The sequence below is a fragment of the Kocuria rhizosphaericola genome, assembly GCF_044462205.1.
Classification (GTDB): Bacteria; Actinomycetota; Actinomycetes; order Actinomycetales; family Micrococcaceae; genus Kocuria; species Kocuria rhizosphaericola.
Map to the genome: position 1 here is coordinate 1 of NZ_JBISWK010000069.1, position 15,150 is coordinate 15,150.

Annotated in this window: 14 protein-coding genes and 1 riboswitch; of the genes, 4 read left to right on the forward strand and 10 right to left on the reverse strand. The window is 68.7% G+C overall.

From position 1 onward, the window contains the following. Positions 1 to 122: 122 nt before the first annotated feature. Positions 123 to 1,355 carry an IS256 family transposase gene (locus tag ACH9D2_RS06975; protein WP_396362105.1) on the forward strand — a complete coding sequence of 411 codons (1,233 nt, stop codon included), beginning with the start codon at positions 123 to 125 and terminating at the stop codon, positions 1,353 to 1,355. Positions 1,356 to 1,524: 169 nt separating this feature from the next. On the opposite strand, the gene ACH9D2_RS06980 is transcribed toward ACH9D2_RS06975, so the two are convergent. The 5 genes from ACH9D2_RS06980 to ACH9D2_RS07000 all read right to left on the reverse strand — a co-directional run bounded on the left by ACH9D2_RS06980 (position 1,525) and on the right by ACH9D2_RS07000 (position 6,242). Next, on the reverse strand, positions 1,525 to 1,899 hold the full coding sequence (locus ACH9D2_RS06980) for a PH domain-containing protein (RefSeq protein WP_396362116.1): 375 nt from the start codon (positions 1,897 to 1,899) through the stop codon (positions 1,525 to 1,527). Between the two features lie 50 nt (positions 1,900 to 1,949). Next, positions 1,950 to 2,492: a DUF805 domain-containing protein gene (locus ACH9D2_RS06985; RefSeq protein WP_396362117.1), complete on the reverse strand. Its 543-nt coding sequence runs from the start codon at positions 2,490 to 2,492 to the stop codon at positions 1,950 to 1,952. Between the two features lie 440 nt (positions 2,493 to 2,932). Continuing rightward, the gene (locus ACH9D2_RS06990; RefSeq protein WP_396362118.1) at positions 2,933 to 3,640 is read right to left on the reverse strand and encodes a hypothetical protein; all 708 of its coding nucleotides are present in this window, start codon (positions 3,638 to 3,640) and stop codon (positions 2,933 to 2,935) included. A gap of 387 nt (positions 3,641 to 4,027) precedes the next feature. Further along, positions 4,028 to 5,560 carry an exonuclease domain-containing protein gene (locus ACH9D2_RS06995; protein ID WP_396362119.1) on the reverse strand — a complete coding sequence of 511 codons (1,533 nt, stop codon included), beginning with the start codon at positions 5,558 to 5,560 and terminating at the stop codon, positions 4,028 to 4,030. Position 5,561: 1 nt separating this feature from the next. Then, positions 5,562 to 6,242, reverse strand: coding sequence for a hypothetical protein (locus ACH9D2_RS07000; protein ID WP_396362120.1), 681 nt, complete (start codon positions 6,240 to 6,242; stop codon positions 5,562 to 5,564). Between the two features lie 437 nt (positions 6,243 to 6,679). On the opposite strand from ACH9D2_RS07000, the gene ACH9D2_RS07005 reads away from it, so the two are divergent. From ACH9D2_RS07005 to ACH9D2_RS07015, 3 genes are all read left to right on the forward strand, one after another. Next, positions 6,680 to 8,005 (forward strand): hypothetical protein, encoded by a 1,326-nt coding sequence (locus ACH9D2_RS07005; RefSeq protein ID WP_396362121.1) that lies wholly within the window; start codon positions 6,680 to 6,682, stop codon positions 8,003 to 8,005. Between the two features lie 112 nt (positions 8,006 to 8,117). Beyond that, complete coding sequence (locus ACH9D2_RS07010) at positions 8,118 to 8,978, forward strand: NERD domain-containing protein (RefSeq protein ID WP_396362122.1); 861 nt, start codon at positions 8,118 to 8,120, stop codon at positions 8,976 to 8,978. A 163-nt stretch (positions 8,979 to 9,141) separates the two neighbouring features. Continuing rightward, positions 9,142 to 9,627, forward strand: coding sequence for a GNAT family N-acetyltransferase (locus ACH9D2_RS07015; RefSeq protein ID WP_396362123.1), 486 nt, complete (start codon positions 9,142 to 9,144; stop codon positions 9,625 to 9,627). A 176-nt stretch (positions 9,628 to 9,803) separates the two neighbouring features. Here the strand turns inward: ACH9D2_RS07015 and ACH9D2_RS07020 are convergent, their stop codons facing one another. The 5 genes from ACH9D2_RS07020 to ACH9D2_RS07040 all read right to left on the reverse strand — a co-directional run bounded on the left by ACH9D2_RS07020 (position 9,804) and on the right by ACH9D2_RS07040 (position 15,080). Further along, positions 9,804 to 10,001: a hypothetical protein gene (locus tag ACH9D2_RS07020; protein ID WP_396362124.1), complete on the reverse strand. Its 198-nt coding sequence runs from the start codon at positions 9,999 to 10,001 to the stop codon at positions 9,804 to 9,806. Positions 10,002 to 10,239: 238 nt separating this feature from the next. Beyond that, complete coding sequence (locus ACH9D2_RS07025) at positions 10,240 to 11,190, reverse strand: helix-turn-helix domain-containing protein (RefSeq protein WP_396362125.1); 951 nt, start codon at positions 11,188 to 11,190, stop codon at positions 10,240 to 10,242. Positions 11,191 to 11,772: 582 nt separating this feature from the next. Beyond that, complete coding sequence (locus ACH9D2_RS07030; RefSeq protein WP_396362126.1) at positions 11,773 to 12,273, reverse strand: NlpC/P60 family protein; 501 nt, start codon at positions 12,271 to 12,273, stop codon at positions 11,773 to 11,775. 5 nt (positions 12,274 to 12,278) lie between these two features. Then, positions 12,279 to 12,464: riboswitch (cyclic di-AMP (ydaO/yuaA leader) on the reverse strand. 825 nt (positions 12,465 to 13,289) lie between these two features. Beyond that, positions 13,290 to 14,579: a CHAP domain-containing protein gene (locus ACH9D2_RS07035; protein ID WP_396362127.1), complete on the reverse strand. Its 1,290-nt coding sequence runs from the start codon at positions 14,577 to 14,579 to the stop codon at positions 13,290 to 13,292. A 6-nt stretch (positions 14,580 to 14,585) separates the two neighbouring features. Then, positions 14,586 to 15,080: a hypothetical protein gene (locus ACH9D2_RS07040; RefSeq protein WP_396362128.1), complete on the reverse strand. Its 495-nt coding sequence runs from the start codon at positions 15,078 to 15,080 to the stop codon at positions 14,586 to 14,588. Positions 15,081 to 15,150: the final 70 nt, after the last annotated feature.

Genomic DNA, 15,150 nt, shown 5'->3' on the forward strand with positions numbered 1-15,150 from the left:
GGTAGCGTCCCGCGGTTTGGTGTAGTTGTCCGAGCTTGAAGCGTTGCTCCGGTGACGTGAAGAGCCATCGTGCGAAGGTCAGTGAGTACGACCAAGTAACTCACGAGAGGACACTACGCACGATGGCCTTCAACCAGTCTGCCCTGCTTGACCTGCTGGGGGAACTCCAGCTAACCGACGTCTCGGACCGGATCCGCACCGCTACCGAGCGGCTCTACCAAGAACTCGTCGAGGCCGAGGCCACCGCGGTCATCGGCGCCGAACCGTTCCAGCGCAGCGATACCCGCTCTGCCCAGCGCAACGGCTCACGGCCCAAGACAATCACCACCACCGCCGGTGACCTGGCGCTGCGGATCCCGAAGCTACGACAGGGCTCGTTCTTCCCCTCCCTACTCGAGCGCCGCCGGCGGGTGGACCGAGCGCTGTTCGCCGTGGTCATGGAGGCCTACCTGCACGGGGTGTCGACGCGCAAGGTCGACGATCTGGTCAAGGCGCTCGGGGCTGAGACCGGCATCTCGAAGTCCGAGGTCTCACGCATCTGCAGCGAGCTCGACGCTGACATCGCGGTGTTCCGCGACCGGGCCCTGGACGCCACCGGCTACCCGTACGTGTTCCTGGACGCGACCTACTGCAAGGCCAGGGTCGGCGGGCGGGTTCTCTCCCAGGCGCTGGTGCTGGCCATCGGGGTGGCCGCCGACGGGCGGCGGGAGGTACTGGGCTTCGAGGTCGGTGACAGCGAGAACGAGGGGTTCTGGACGATGTTCCTCCGATCGCTGAAGACCCGAGGACTGGGCGGGGTGGCCCTGGTGATCTCCGATGCCCACGCCGGACTCAAGCGCGCCATCGGCACCGTCTTCCAGGGCGCGTGCTGGCAACGGTGCCGGGTGCACTTCATGCGCAACCTGCTGGCCGTGGTGCCCAAGGGCCAGCAGGAGATGGTGGCCTCCTTGGTGCGCACCGTTTTCGCCCAGCCCGACTCCGCCCACGTGGCCACCCAGTTCGCCGAGGTCACCCGGATGCTGGTCCGCTCCCATCCGCCGGCCGCAGCGCTGCTGGAAGACGCCCGCGAGGACGTACTGGCCTTCACTGCCTTCCCCGTCGCCCACTGGCGCAAGGTCTGGTCCACCAACCCGATCGAGCGGGTGAACAAGGAGATCAAGCGCCGTACCGACGTGGCCGGGATCTTCCCCAATTCCGCTGCCCTGTTGCGCCTGGCCGGGGCCGTGCTGATCGAGCAGCACGACGAATGGGAGGCCGGTGACCGGCGCTATCTCTCGCAGGCCTCCATGGCCGAGCTGACCATGATGACCGAGCAGATCCAGGAGGTGGGTGCCCCAGTCATCGACGCCGCTTAGACTACGACCAGCTGACCCGCACGGTGTCGAGAAACTCCACCAATCAGCGGGACGCTACCGTCGCCAAGGTATGAAGAGACCGAAGTCGTGAATCGCGGCGCGCATGGTTTCCGTGTCGGCCGTAGCCCGGTGGCAGGGCCCCCCGAGGCTGCCTCCGGCCCCTGAAGCATCAGCGCTGGGTGTCCAGCACCGAGTGCGCGATGAGCATGTCCAGGCGCCGGACGTCGACCTTCTTGCCGACCCGGATCTTGATCTGCCCCGCGCGGGTCCACAGCTCCAGCTCGCCGTCGAGGTCGAAGGTGCCGGCGTTCTCGGACGACCACATGTTGATCGCCGAGTACGGCAGGGAGTACACCTCGACCTTCCGGCCGGTCATGCCCTGGGCATCGCGGACGATCAGCCGCTTGGTCGTGAAGACCGCGCTGTCGCGGAAGGTCTTGTAGGCGGCCACGGGCCGTTCTCCCGGGACCATGAGTCCGGCGACGTCGTTCGGGAGAGGGCACTCGGCCACGAACATCCACTGGGTCACTGCTGCTGCTTCCACGGGAACTCCTGGGGTTGGGTGGGCGTTTGATCGGACGGGGCGAGGACGGGTCAGCGGTCGAAGCGAGCGCCGCCCGGCTTCGGGGACAGCACCAGGAGTACGAGCAGGATGAAGCCACCGACGAACGGGATGAGACCGAGCAGGTAGAACCAGCCGGAGAGGTCGACGTCGTGCAGGCGACGGACGGTCACGGCGAGGCCGGGAACGAGATTCACGAGACCGAAGGCGAACGCCACCAGGGCGAAGACGAGGCCCAGGGCGGCCGGCTCGCCACCGGGGGAGGTGCCGACGGCGGAGGTGAGGACGCTGAGGGTCAGGCCGACGCCGAGCTGGTAGAGCATGACCCACCAGTACTCGGAGCGGCTCGCCCGGCCCGAGAACTGGGCGTACTGGGCGTAGAAGCGCCGGACAGCCTCGGCGAATCCGACGGGCACTCCCGGCTGGGATCCGAAGCGCTGAGGGGCGCGATGGTAGGCGCCCGGGTAACCGTATCCGCCGCCGCGGCCGTGCGAACTCGGCCCGGGACCGAAGCCCTGCGAGTAGTCGTAGCCGACGGCGGACGTCGGGACCCTGCGCGGGTCACGTGTGCTCATGGTCTCTCCTCGCGAGAAGTGTTTGCTGAAGCACAGAGTAGGTGTCGGAGTGTTCGCCGCAGGCCGTTCGGCGGGTGTCCGCAGGAATCGGAGCGAAATTATCGCATTGTGGCGGAATGCGGTTGCGGCCGACCGTCGTCTCGCAGGTGCCTGGGGCTCGGAGGTCCCGGCTACGCCGGACCTCCGGAGCCGGGCGTCGGAGTATCGCGACCCTGGCAGATTCTCGAGGTGCGCGCGGCCGTTGGTGCGGGCGTTCTCCTCGGTCGTTCACAAATCCTGCGTGATGGCGACGAAGCATCCGTGGCTGGTTGGTGGCTGTGGTGTCCTGTCCGGACCGTGGAACGGACACCGGGATCCGGCCTCGCCCATGGCGCTGACGCCGGACACGAACCAGCCGCGTTCCGCGGGACCGGCCGTCTGCTCTCAGGAGGGGTGGGCGCTCACTGCAGGTCCCACGTGCCGCAGCGCTTGGTCTCGAAGTCCTGTCCCTCGGCCAGTGTCACGGTCGGCCGGCCGCCGCCGGGGATGTCGTTGGCGATGATGTCGTCCCCGTTGGTGCCGGAGGTCAGAATGGCCCAGTAGCAGCTCGAACCCACGTCGTCCGTTGAGCGGTACGTTCCGGGAGCGATGTCCACGCCGACGGTCCACGTGCCCTCGCGGATGGTGTTCTCCGCCTTTTTCTGCTCCGTTCCGGAGACTGCGTCCTCACGCTCCTTGACGGCGCCCTCCGCCTCCTCGACATCGCCCTCGCGCTCCTCGAGGGCCTTCTCGGCAGCAGCGACTTCGTCCTCGCGCTTCTGGAGCTCTGTGTGCCGGTCCTGGAGGCCGGACGACATCGTGTCGTAGTCCCCCTGGAGCGACTCGTAGTCCTCCTCGACGTCCGCCTTGGCGGAGGCCAGGGCGACGTACTCGTCGCTCGAGGTGGGGTCCGAAGCCACAGCGCTCCCGATGCCGAGGCCACCAGCGAAGAGTGCGACGCCGGCCACCGTCATGACGATCGGCTTGGCCTTGCTCTTCTGCTGCTCGTGGTCGTACGACTCGGCTCCGGATTGGGACCGGTCGCGCCGGAACGACGACGTGGCCTGCGTCCAGGCGCCGGCGAGCGCCGACCCGGAGCGACGAGAGGCGGAACGGTCCGTGCTGCCCACCTCCTGGTCGGCTCCCGGACCACCGGCAGGCAGGGGCTGGGTCCTGGGGTCGCTCTCGTCGGCACCACCATCGGCATCGTCTACCCAGAACTGCCATCCGTCCGGCGCAGGACCCCACGCGGGGTCGGGTGACCACCCCGGGTGGGGAGTCCAGCCTTCCGGGGGCTGCGGCCAGGTGGGGGGAGCATTGAAGCGCATGGTGACATCCAGGGGGTCGAGCGGAGGTTGCGAGCACAAACGTATCGTGCGGAGGAACGGCTTTCTTACTGGGCAGTCACAAATCAGAAATCTGCGGTCCCGGAGCGCTGGTAGCGGAGGAAAGAGGCAGTGGGCGTATCCAGTGGCTTGCCGCAGAAAGACTTCTTCGTCCCTCCGGCGGTGGACTCTTCATCGACGACCTCTCACCCACCGGGTGACGGTCACGATCAGCCAGGCGACGAACACGAGCGGGGTGATCAACCAGGAGATTCCGACGACGGGGCCCCACACGGACTCCGGCGCTCCCGCCAGGTCGAGGAACAGTCCGACGAAGAGCATGCCCACGACCAGGAACAGCATGATCGACCACATCACGACGTGGAACATCCAGCGCCGTCTCGGCTTCGCCGGAGGCGCCGCCGCAGGAAGTGGAGGATCCCACAGCTGCCGCGGTCGTACGGACAGCGGGGGGTCCCAGGGCTGTCGGGGAGGCGCGGCGTACGGCGCCGAGGCGGGCTCCGCGGAATTCGTCCGCGGCAGTGCCGAGGGCGCAGCCTCCGACGTCGGCACCGCGTGGGTTTCGACGGTTCGGGTCTCAGTAGGTGATGGATCCTCCGAGGCCGATACGGACATGCTGGACTGCTCCGGGGCGGCGTCCGTTTCGCGGGCATGCGTGGTCGGTTCCGGGCGGCTGAGGCCGACAGGCATCGCGTCGTCGAGCACGGCGGGCGGGTCGACGTCGTCCTCGACAGGTACGCCCGTCTCCGCCCGCTCGAGGAGCTCTCGGAGCTCCGGCTCCCCGATCACGGCGATGCGCTGGCCCTCCTGGATGCGCTCCGCGGCCTTCTTCTCCTTGCCGGTGGCGCCGGTCAGCGGTGGATTCCGGACGTCGGCCCCGGCGCCGATCACCAGGCATGTGACCTTCTTCGTGAGGCTCTGCGCGACGATGGCGCCGGCCCGGCGCAGTCGCTCCTGGATGCCCTCACGAGTTCCGAAGGACAGATCCCCGGTGATCAGCACGACCTCGTCCACCAGGGTGGTCGGCGCGGGGACAGCGGGATCGGCGAGCGACGGGCCGGTGGTCGGCCGCTCCACGTGCGTGCGGAACACCGAGTCCGGGATGCGCCGAGAACTCGCCGGTCGAGCAGGCGACGAACCAGTGGCGGAACGCTGCGGCGCTCGCCGCCAGAGCTCGTCCACGGTGGACGCCCCGGTGCGGCGGGCCAGCTCGACGGTCACCTGTGCTGCGGCCAGGGCGTCGGCCTCGGCCTGGTGGTGCTGGAAGTCGTCCAGGCCGAGGTGGCGCACCACAGTGGGGAGCTTGTGGTCCACCAGATCGAGGTGGCCGCGCGAGAGCTGGAGCGTGCAGTGGAACCGCGGCAGGGGCGCCTCCACGCCGGAGGCCCGGTTGGCGGCTCGCCACACGGACTCGTCGAAGGACGCGTTGTGCGCGACGACGGGCAGATCGGCGCAGAGCCGGTTCAGGCGCTGTGCTGTCTCCGGCCAGGGGAGGCCGTCGGCCATGCACTGATCGCGGGTGATGCCGTGGATCGCGGTGTTCCTGCGCTCGAAGTGGTCCGCCGACGGTGGCGGCTTGACGAGCCAGGAGTCCGAGGACTGCACCTGCCCGTTGCGCACGACGGTCACGCCGACGGCGCACGCCGATTCCCTCTTGCCGTTGGCCGTCTCGAAGTCCACGGCCACGAAGTCCAGATCCGGCACGCTACTTCACCTCCTCGATCACAAGGTTGATGCCGTCGTCGGGGTGGTACCCCCAGGATGCCTCGAAGTCGTCCCAAGTGCCCGTCTGTCGCCCGTCGAGGGCTCGGGTGCTGTCCATGCGGGCGATGACGCTGTCCGAGGCGTCCAGTCCCTGCAGGACGCACGCCATTTCGAAGACTTCGGCACCGTAGGTGTTGTCCTCGCCGATGGTCTGTATTGAAAGGCTGTGTCCCTCGTCGCCGATCGTGATGCCGACGGCGTCCGTCAGCCCGCAGTCCTCGACGGCGGTCTCGATGTCAGTGGACCCGAAGCCCACGTCAGCACTGCTGGCGTCCGGCGCAATGTCGGAACCCGATGCGGCAGGCGTGGCCGGGGTTGAGGCGCCGGCGCCCACCACCACTCCCAGGAGCAACCCGGCGATCACACCCGTTCCGCCGAAGATCCAGTGCCGGCTGTCGGAGGAGAGTGCGGAGACCCAAATCTTCTTCAGCCGCGTCGGGAAGGACGATGTCTTCTTCTTTTTCTTCCTCGTGGCGGTCGGGGAGGAAGCGGGCTGCGCCTCCTCGACCCAGAACTGCCAGCCGTCGGGTGCAGGACCCCACGCCGGGTCGGGGAACCAGTTCGGCGGAGGTGTCCAGCCGGAGGGCGGCTGGGGCCAGTTGGGGGGTGCGTTGAACTTCATGGCGCCATTCACGGACGGGGGATGATTACCTGCGCAAACGTATCCCGGGGTTCGGACGTGGAAGAAAGTTGTCGCGTCACAGGGCGCCTCGGGGATCGATCACGGACGGGATCAGACCAGTGCCGACGTTCGAGTGCGATGCGGAGGCGCATGCGAGCGGTCCGCGGGTCACTCGCGCGGGGGACCGGGTCCTGGTCCAGGGCTCGAGCGCACCGTATGCGTTGTCGTCACAAGTGGTGATTCACGGATGCAAATGCATGTGCATATGATCCAGTCGTCGCCCTGAGCGCTTTGGAAGGAGCTCCTCGGCGGCGGCCGGCACGGCTCTTGGGTATACCGCACCGGTCCTCCGCTGCTGACCCCCTTCTCAGCCTGTCGCATCTATGTCTCACCACGTGTCCTTCACCGCAGGCACAGACCGACCAGAAGCAGGTTCCATGATCCGCCGTTCTGCCACCGAGGCTGCCACCGAGGCTGCCACGTCCTCTCGCCGGGGGCGTGACCTGCGCGCTCTGGCGCTGGCCGTCCCGCTCTTCCTGGCCGGGTGCACGAGCGTCGAGGTCGCCGTCGAGTCCCCGCCACAGGGCGCTCCTGCGGCGACGGCCTCCGCGGTGGCACAGGAGCCGTCCTCGAACGAGGTGGCTCCCCGGCCGGTGGTCGCGCCCGAGCCGGCGGTGGCGAGGACGTTCACCACCCCGGACGGCGCCTACAGTTTCCAGCACCCCGCCGAGTGGACCGTGACCGAGGACCCGTCCCAGGCCGGCGTGTATGCGGTTCGGCGCAGTGACGGCGCGCTGATGGCGGGACTCGCCACGGGCGGACCGGCCGACCCGGTCGCCAGCCCGGTCTACCCGACCACCTCGTACACCTCCGTGGAGGTGCCCGGCCTTGCCGGTCCGCTGGGGCGGACCATGTCCGCTGCAGTCGGTCTGTACCCCGGTCACAGCATCGGCAGCGAGGCGATCGCGTACGGGCTGGCTGACGGCGGAGATCCCACTGCCAACTACGGTCGGGTGAGGTCGGCGGACGCCTCCTTCGTCTATTTCGGCGGGACCAAAGAGATCGGCAACGGCTCGACGATGCTGTCGGAGGACGCGGTTCGCCGGGAGATGGCCGCGTACACGGCGTCGACCGAGGGCCGCACCGTGCTCGCGATGCTCTCCAGTCTCACGGTGGACCCCTCCGTCACAGGAAGGGCTTGCCGGGACGGCCACTACGTCTACACCGATCTCCAGGGCCTGGGGTGCGACGATGCTCAGGACATCGTGGACGAGCTCCGCTCCGCGGGGAGTGCCGAAGGCGAGAACTTCGTGGCCTCGGACCACTACTTCTGCGCCGGTGAGGACGTCGAACCCACGGTGTACCACGACCCGATGTACGCCTGTGGCGTCTACGGCGCCCAGGACGTCAGCTTCCTTCTCGACCCGGCCACCATCACGGCGGACCACCCGCTGCGCCACATCGAGACCGACTCCCCAGACAACTCCGCTGGAGAGATGGCCGCGGAGGTGGTCGAGGCCGCGGTCGACTGCACAGGCGTCAACTACGAGTTCACCGAGGTCGACGGTCTGACCTGCCCGGAGGCCAAGGGCATGCTCCAGCCGTTCCTCGAGGGCAGAGGAGCGCCGGCTGACAGCAATGCGCAGGTCGTCGACGACACCGAGTGCACCCGGGCGCCGGCCGAGCGCGGCGGGGCAACGGTGCCTTCCTGGGCGTGCTCCCGCACGCAGGGCGGGTCCTTCGTGGCCTATGCCCGCCACTAGCCAGCGACCGAAGGGGCCGTCGATGTCCATCCACTCCCGCTTCTCGAGAGAGCCTGCCGTGACCTCCCTCGAGCAGTCTGGCGAACCTGCTCCGCCAGAGGCCTCTGCTCCCATGCGCTCCTTGGGGTTCGCCGCCTTCCGGCTCCTCGGCCCGCCGGTGGGAGCCAGCGCACCGCAGCATTCGTGGTCCCTGGCGCACCGGGGCGCAGGTCACGAGGTGATCGCCGAGACGTTGCGGATCCAGGAAGAGCATCCGTCCCGCTCGTGGTGGGCTCGCCTGGTCGGGACCAGTCCGCTCAGCGCCCGGAGCCACTCGTGGTTCCGGGGTGCAGTGGGGGAGATCGCCGTCGGGAAGATCCTGGCCCGTCTGGGCCCGGAATGGACGGTGCTGCACGCCGTTCCGGTGGGGGCCGGAGCCTCGGACATCGACCATGTGCTGATCGGTCCGGCAGGGGTGTTCACGCTCAACACGAAGAACCACTCGAACACGGACGTCTGGGTCGGAGACCGCGCGATCCTGGTGGGCGGGCACCAACAGCACTACCTGCCCCACGCCCGTCACGAGTCGTCCCGAGCGGCGAAGCGGTTGAGCGCCGCCGTGGGAGAGTCGGTGCCGGTCACGCCGGTGCTGGTGCTGATCGAGCCGAAGCAGCTGACGGTCAGACAGCGCCCCGCCGACGTCAAGGTCATCACCGACCGTGAACTGCTGCGCTGGCTGCAACGCCATCGCCCCGTTCTGACGGACGAGCAGGTCGTCCGGATCGCGGCCGCGGCCGTGGTCCCGAGCACCTGGCACCACAACCCGGCGCCACCCGAGGACCCGGTCGCGCTGCAGGAGCGCTTCGCCGAGCTGCGGGGGTCGGTGCGGAGCGCACGACTCCGGCGCGAACTGTGGCGGCTCGGAGGGATGGTCGCCGTGCTGGGCCTGCTCGTCGGGGCGGAGCCGGTCCGTTCGGTGGTGGACGTCTTCTGACCTGGGCCCGTTCTCCGTCGCCTCTCTATGGTGGAGGGGTGATGTGTTTCGCCGCTGCGCGCACCCGCTCCTGAGCCTCCCGAGGCCCTCGTGCCTCGGACACGGGCCCTCTCCGCGACCTGCTTCCACGTCGCGGGCTGCTGCACGTTCCAGGAGACGGACCATGTTCCTTCGCACCTTCCGCACCGACGACTTCGAAGCCCTGGTCGACCTGACCGTCCGCGCCTTCGCACCCATCCAGAACGGGATCCGGCACCAGCTGGGTGACGAGCTGTTCGCCCGGCAGAACGGGCAGTGGCAACAGGACTACCGTGACACCCTGACAGAGTTCACCCACCTCGAGAACCGGCACCGGTTCCTCGTCGCCGATCTCGACGGCGCGCCGGCCGGCTACGCCGCCTGGACCGTCCATCCCGGACCGCTCGGGCCTCAGGGGGAGATCACGCTGCTCGCGGTCGATCCCGGAGACCAGGGGGCCGGTCTCGGCCGCGTCCTGATCGACGGGGTCTGCGAGGCGATGCGCGCGGCGGGTTGCGTCGTGGCCTGGGCGGGCACCGGTGGCGACGAGGCGCACAGTTCCGCCCGTGCCGCCTACGCCGCCGCAGGGTTCACCCCGCTGCCCACCGTCTTCTGCAGCCGCGTGCTCTGACGGCCGACCGAGCGCTGCCCGCGTCCGGCAGGCGCTGGACCTTCCTGCCGGACGCGGGCAGCTCTCATCCGGACCTCACGACCAGGTTCTTGTGCCGGACAGTGGCCCCTCGTTCCTCGGGCTGCTGCGAGCCTCGCCGGCGTGCCGGTCTGATGGGGCGACGACGTTCGACGGTCTCACCGGGTGTGGACGCCCACACGTGAAGCCCAGTCACCCAGGAAGGCGAGACTGCGCCGCAGCGTGTGCACCCAGCCGTCCCACCCGAGGTCGCGCCACGGCACCCGGTCCTCCGGGGGAATGGCCAGGCGGCCGATGACTGTGTACACCGACAGCACAGTGGCTGTGGCCAGCGCCAGGAACACGTACGAGATCATGGTGAGCTCCTTGCCTGTGGTGTGCCGGCCGATCCGGCCCACTCTCACGCTGACAAGCCTCGTCGGCTGGAACCTCGCGCACGAGTGGCAGAAATGACTACTCTCGCTAATTTTCTGCCATTTCTGCCAAAGCCCCGCCGCGGGGTCGGCATGGGGCATCTCATCGACGCCGACTGCGACCATGGTGGAGCACCTCGGCCGTGTCGCCGCGGCCGAGGTGGTGCTCACGGGGCAGAACTCACGCGGTGGTCGCGAAGCGGCGGCGGTACTGCTGCGGGCTGAGCCGGCGGATCCGGGTGAAGTGGTGGCGCAGCGTGGCCGCGTTGCCGAAGCCCACGTCCGCGGCGATGCGCTCGACGGGCAGGTCGGTCTCCTCCAGGAGCTGCTCGGCCCGGCGCAGGCGCCGGGCGGTGATCCAGGCGTGCGGCGTGGTGCCCGTCTCGTCACGGAACCGGCGGGCGAAGGTGCGCGGGGACATGGCGGCGCGCCGGGCCAGGGCGTCGACGTCGAGCGGCTCGTCGAGGTGCCCCACGATCCAGGTGAGCAGCGGGTCCAGCGTCTCGGCCCGCTGTTCGGGGACCGGGTCCTTGATGAACTGGGCCTGTCCGCCCTGGCGCTGCGGCGGCACGACCATGCGCCGTGCGACGGTGTTGGCGGCCACCGAGCCGAATTCCTGGCGCCACAGGTGCAGGCAGGCATCCAGGCCCGCCGCGGTGCCGGCGCTGGTGAGGATGGTGCCGTCCTCGACGTAGAGGACCTCGGGCACCACCTGTGCAGCGGGGAACCGCTCGGCCAGTTCTCCGGTGTGCATCCAGTGGGTGGTGCAGCGGCGGCCGTCGAGCAGCCCGGCAGCCCCCAGCACGAACGCGCCCGAGCAGATGGACAGGATCCGGGCGCCACGGTCGTGGGCCGTGCGCAGCGCGTGGATCACCTCTGCCGGGACCTCCTGTTCCCGGGACATCGCCGGGAGGACCACGAGGTCCGCCTCGGCCACCCGGTCGAGCCCGTGGTGGACGGCCACGTCGAAGCCGGCGATCGTGCGGACCGGTCGCCCGTCCGGACTGCACACGGCGAAGTCCATGACCGGCAGCCCGTCGGCGGAGCGGTCGATCGCCCAGGCCTCGCAGGCCACTCCGAGCTCGAAGGGGGAGACCTCGTCGAACACGATGACGGCCACGTTGCTGATCATGGGTTCATGCTCCCAGCCTCGTGGCAGCAAGTCGACGACCGTCAAGGAAATGACGCTCGCGAAAGGATCGGCCGGTGGGAAGAATCGAGGCCATCAGCATCGAGGTGCCGGCGAAGAGGAGGAGGACGGTCGACGACGGGAAGCACGGGCGAGGGCGAGCGCCGGACGGTGGCCGTTCTGGGGGCGACCGAGCAACTGGGCGCACGGGTGGTGCCGCATCTGCGCGAGCGAGGAGTCGACGTCGTCGAGGTCTCGCGCGGGCAGGGCGTCGACGTCTACTCCGGTCAGGGTCTGGTCGCTGCGTTCGACGGGGTCTCCACCGTGGTGGACTGCCTCCACCTGGCGACGCTGTCCCGCAATCGCGCCGTCTACTTATTCACCACCACCGCAGCCAATGCGCTGGCGGCGGCCCGGCGGAGCGGAGTGTCGCGGATGCGCATCGGTCCGCTCTCCGCAGCACCTCGTGAGGACAGACCCGTCACGAGACAGTCAAGGGTGCAGGGAGTCCATCTGGGATGGGGAGTGCGGTTCCCGCCGGGACGNGACGGCCAGGAACCGCACTCCCCGCTCACGTGCGTGGGGTCAGCGCACGCGGATGTAGACGGGACCGGAGCCGACGTTGACGGTCTGGATGACCGTCTGGTTGCCGTTCCAGCCGCCGTGGACGGCCTTGCCGCCGCCGATGTACACGGCGATGTGGGCGAAGCCCATGCCGCCGTTGGCGTAGTAGACCAAGTCGCCGGGCTGGGCCTGGGCGGCGGAGACCCGGGTGCCGAGGCCCAGGTAGGAAGCCGGCCACCCGTGGTGGTTGATCCCGGCCGCGCGCAGGGCCTTGGTGACCAGGGCGGTGCAATCCTGGCCCACGCCGAGCTGCCTCTTGGCGGCGGTGGCGATGGTCGCGGCCTTGCCGGACTGGGACTGGATGCTGACGAGCTGCTGGGGGGCAGCGGCGGGGGCGGCCTGGGCCGGGGCCACGCTGCTGAGCGCCAAGGCGCCGCCGGCGACCGCCAGGATCGCGGTGCGTCCGAGGCGGAGCGAGCGCTGGGCGCGGTGGTGGGGCGTGCGGGACTGGAAAATGGGCATGAGTGAGGTCCTCCCTCTTGCCTGCGAGGTGAGCTGTCGGATGCGGGTGGGAGACACCCGGTCGCAGGGTGGGGGCCCTGACGACTTAACCCCTAGGTCCCGGGGGAGGGACCGTTCATGGTTCCCCCGCTTCTGCCGAGCGATGTTTTCTGGGGGCCCCGGGCACCGGCAGAATTCGGCGATGTGCACGGGGATGCCGATCGGTGAGGCGATCGGCACGGAGAGAACACTAATCGAAATATAACGGAAAAGTCACGTTTGGATCACGGGCGTGTCTCGGCCTTTGTGTCGGCTCAGCAGTGCACCTCCGCACCCAGACAGGGTTGCTGGTTGAGGGGCGCCGATGGGGATCCCCCGGGAGGCTCATCTCGAGACGAAAGTAGCCTTGACCTGGGGTTCCATCCTGGTCATGCCGACGGGTAAGCATGCGCCTGCCCAGGAGCGGGGTGTCCAGTGGCGACGCAGGTGTCATGGCGCGACAGTTCGCCGGGAAAGCTCCACAAAACCTTATCCTCGACGCGTGGTCCTTTCCCTCCGGGGCGGCACGGACGATTTCTTTTGTGCGTTCCAGGGTCCAGTCAAGAATTCACAAAAAGAAAGTCTCTTGGATGTGATGATTGCCCGGCGTGAGCCGGTTTTCTTCGCGGACGCTTACGGGGTGCGCGCTCTGCATCGCGCGCCACGTTTGCATCGGGGCGGCGCTCGAAGAGCCTTCCCGCACGTGTGCCCACTCCTCACCCTGTCTGCGACAGCGGGGATCGTCCCGGGCCTGGTCGGCCGGCGAAGGCCTGGACGATGTCGAGCCAGGCGTCGGCGTCGGGGCCCTCCGCGACGAAGCTGCCATCCTGGCGGTGCTGCCGCCGGGTGGCGAGCAGGGCGAAGTCCAGGGCCGGGCCGTGGTCGCGCCGACCCGCTTCGGCCGGTCCCAGGTCCAGGTCTCGTCCTCGTGGGCGAGCTCGACGCGGAACGGCCCGGTCGGCGACTCCGGCCGGCGCTGCCGGGGGGCGGGGTCCTGGCTACCTCTCCGGCACATAGAGGTAGGCGCCGACCTGACCAGGGTCGATGGCGACGGAGCGGCGGCTGTATTTGTGACCCGGGGGCGCGTAGTAGGAATTGTTGTACTCGGAGATGATCACTCGGCCGTCCTCCGTGATCTCATCGACCCAGCCGACGTGACCGGCCGCGCCGACGCCGGCACCGCCGTTGGGCCCCCACCACGCCACGGAATCGACCTTGGGAACGGTGGAGACCGTCCAGCCCGATGCTTCCCACGCCGATTTCCATTCCCCGCCGTTGCCCTTCGTGTGACCACCGAAGTTGTTGTCGAAGATGATGTCGGTGGGACTGCCGCCCATGAGCTCGTTCACCTTCCAGGCGGCGTAGCTGGTGCATTCACCGTAGAAGAACCGGACCGGGTCCACGTTGTAGACTCCGGGCGCTGGAGTGACAGCGTCCCACGGATAGGTGTTCTTGCCGTCTGCTGTCCTGCCGGGCACCCCGGCTCGAGCACCGCCGTCGGACGAACACCCGTCGAGGTCGGCGACAGATCCTCGGGTACGGCCGGCAACCGCGGAGTCCCCCGGGGAGCGGGCTTCCGTTCTGCGCCACTCCTCTTGGTCCTCCTCGTCGGCCGAGCGGTTGACGTCGATGCCGGCCTCTCGGATGATCTTCTCTGCCGGGCCGTAGCTGTCGGCGTAGTGATTCGCGTTGGAGTTCCTCTGTACCCGGTGGATGACCTGGGTGATCTCGCCGGTCTCCCACCCGGAGACGGTGACAAGACCGCGGGAAGCGCCGTCGTGCCGGGGGCCGAGCAGGAAGCTCTTGGTCGCGTGCTCAGGATCGGTGACCTGCTCAACGGTGCCCCACCCCTGGCTCGTCTGCTGCTGGAAGAGCCCCTTGCTCGTGGTGGCAGAGCCGTCGGGGTTCGTCACCCCCTGGCCTTCGTCACCGAAGTCGATGTTGATCAGGCTGGATTCGCCCATCGCAGCGATGATGGCGATTCTCGATGCCTGGCCGGACAGGCCGAGGGCGGCTGCTGTCCTGTCTATGATCCTGGCGTTCCGGAGCTGCTCGTCGTGGAGTTCCTCGGGCACTCCGAGCCCGTCGTCAACGGCACCGATGGCCTGGTTGTCCGGTGATCCTGATTCGCAGCTCTGCGAATTGTTGTTGTACCCGATCGAGCTGACCACGAAGGTCACCACGACGATCAGGCTTCCGACGAAGAAGAAGCCGATGACGAGGATGGTGACCAGGGGCTTCCACAGCGACGTCCCCCTGTCGTGTGCTCGGGATGCTTCGGTGGTCATGGAGCGCTATTTCCCGATTCGGTGCCAGCTGTCGAGGGGGACGGCGTTGATCAGCCAGCCCTGGTCGGTGAGCTGCGAACGCACGCGGAACGACAGGACATACGTCCCGTTGTCCTGGGTCTCCACGGTGACGTCGGCATGGTGGGCCCAGCGCAGGGGCGTGTCAGGACCCCAGTCCTCGACGTTGCCCTTGATGACAACGGCGCTGACTGCGGTGGGGGCCTTGCCCTCCAGGGCTCCGTTGCTGACGCTGGGAAGCTGCTCGGCGAGGTCCGGGGTCAACCACGGCGGAACGGTCTCCTGCCAGCTCTTGTCCGTCTCGGCGCTGCGGGTGTTGTAGACCGTCAAGAATGCCTCGGCCACTGCGGCCGGGTCGTTCTCGTCCGGTTCCGGGACGGACGGGGGCGCGATGGTCTGCCGCTCGTACTGCCGGGGTCCTGCCGTTTCCGGCGCCTGCGCGTGGTCCGGGAAGGGCTGGGCGAAACCGTTGGACCTGTCCACCTCGGACCCCGCGGTGGGGTCGCCGGAGCCCGCAACGCCACTCTCCGGTCTCTGTGCGGTTTCCGACTGC

What these genes read in the sequence shown, in the direction of transcription:
- ACH9D2_RS06975 (WP_396362105.1), top strand. Translation starts at nt 123, where the DNA reads ATGGCCTTCAACCAGTCTGCCCTGCTTGACCTGCTGGGGGAACTCCAG.
- ACH9D2_RS06985 (WP_396362117.1), bottom strand. Translation starts at nt 2,492, where the DNA reads ATGAGCACACGTGACCCGCGCAGGGTCCCGACGTCCGCCGTCGGCTAC.
- ACH9D2_RS07000 (WP_396362120.1), bottom strand. Translation starts at nt 6,242, where the DNA reads ATGAAGTTCAACGCACCCCCCAACTGGCCCCAGCCGCCCTCCGGCTGG.
- ACH9D2_RS07005 (WP_396362121.1), top strand. Translation starts at nt 6,680, where the DNA reads ATGATCCGCCGTTCTGCCACCGAGGCTGCCACCGAGGCTGCCACGTCC.
- ACH9D2_RS07010 (WP_396362122.1), top strand. Translation starts at nt 8,118, where the DNA reads ATGCGCTCCTTGGGGTTCGCCGCCTTCCGGCTCCTCGGCCCGCCGGTG.
- ACH9D2_RS07015 (WP_396362123.1), top strand. Translation starts at nt 9,142, where the DNA reads ATGTTCCTTCGCACCTTCCGCACCGACGACTTCGAAGCCCTGGTCGAC.
- ACH9D2_RS07020 (WP_396362124.1), bottom strand. Translation starts at nt 10,001, where the DNA reads ATGATCTCGTACGTGTTCCTGGCGCTGGCCACAGCCACTGTGCTGTCG.
- ACH9D2_RS07025 (WP_396362125.1), bottom strand. Translation starts at nt 11,190, where the DNA reads ATGATCAGCAACGTGGCCGTCATCGTGTTCGACGAGGTCTCCCCCTTC.
- ACH9D2_RS07030 (WP_396362126.1), bottom strand. Translation starts at nt 12,273, where the DNA reads ATGCCCATTTTCCAGTCCCGCACGCCCCACCACCGCGCCCAGCGCTCG.
- ACH9D2_RS07035 (WP_396362127.1), bottom strand. Translation starts at nt 14,579, where the DNA reads ATGACCACCGAAGCATCCCGAGCACACGACAGGGGGACGTCGCTGTGG.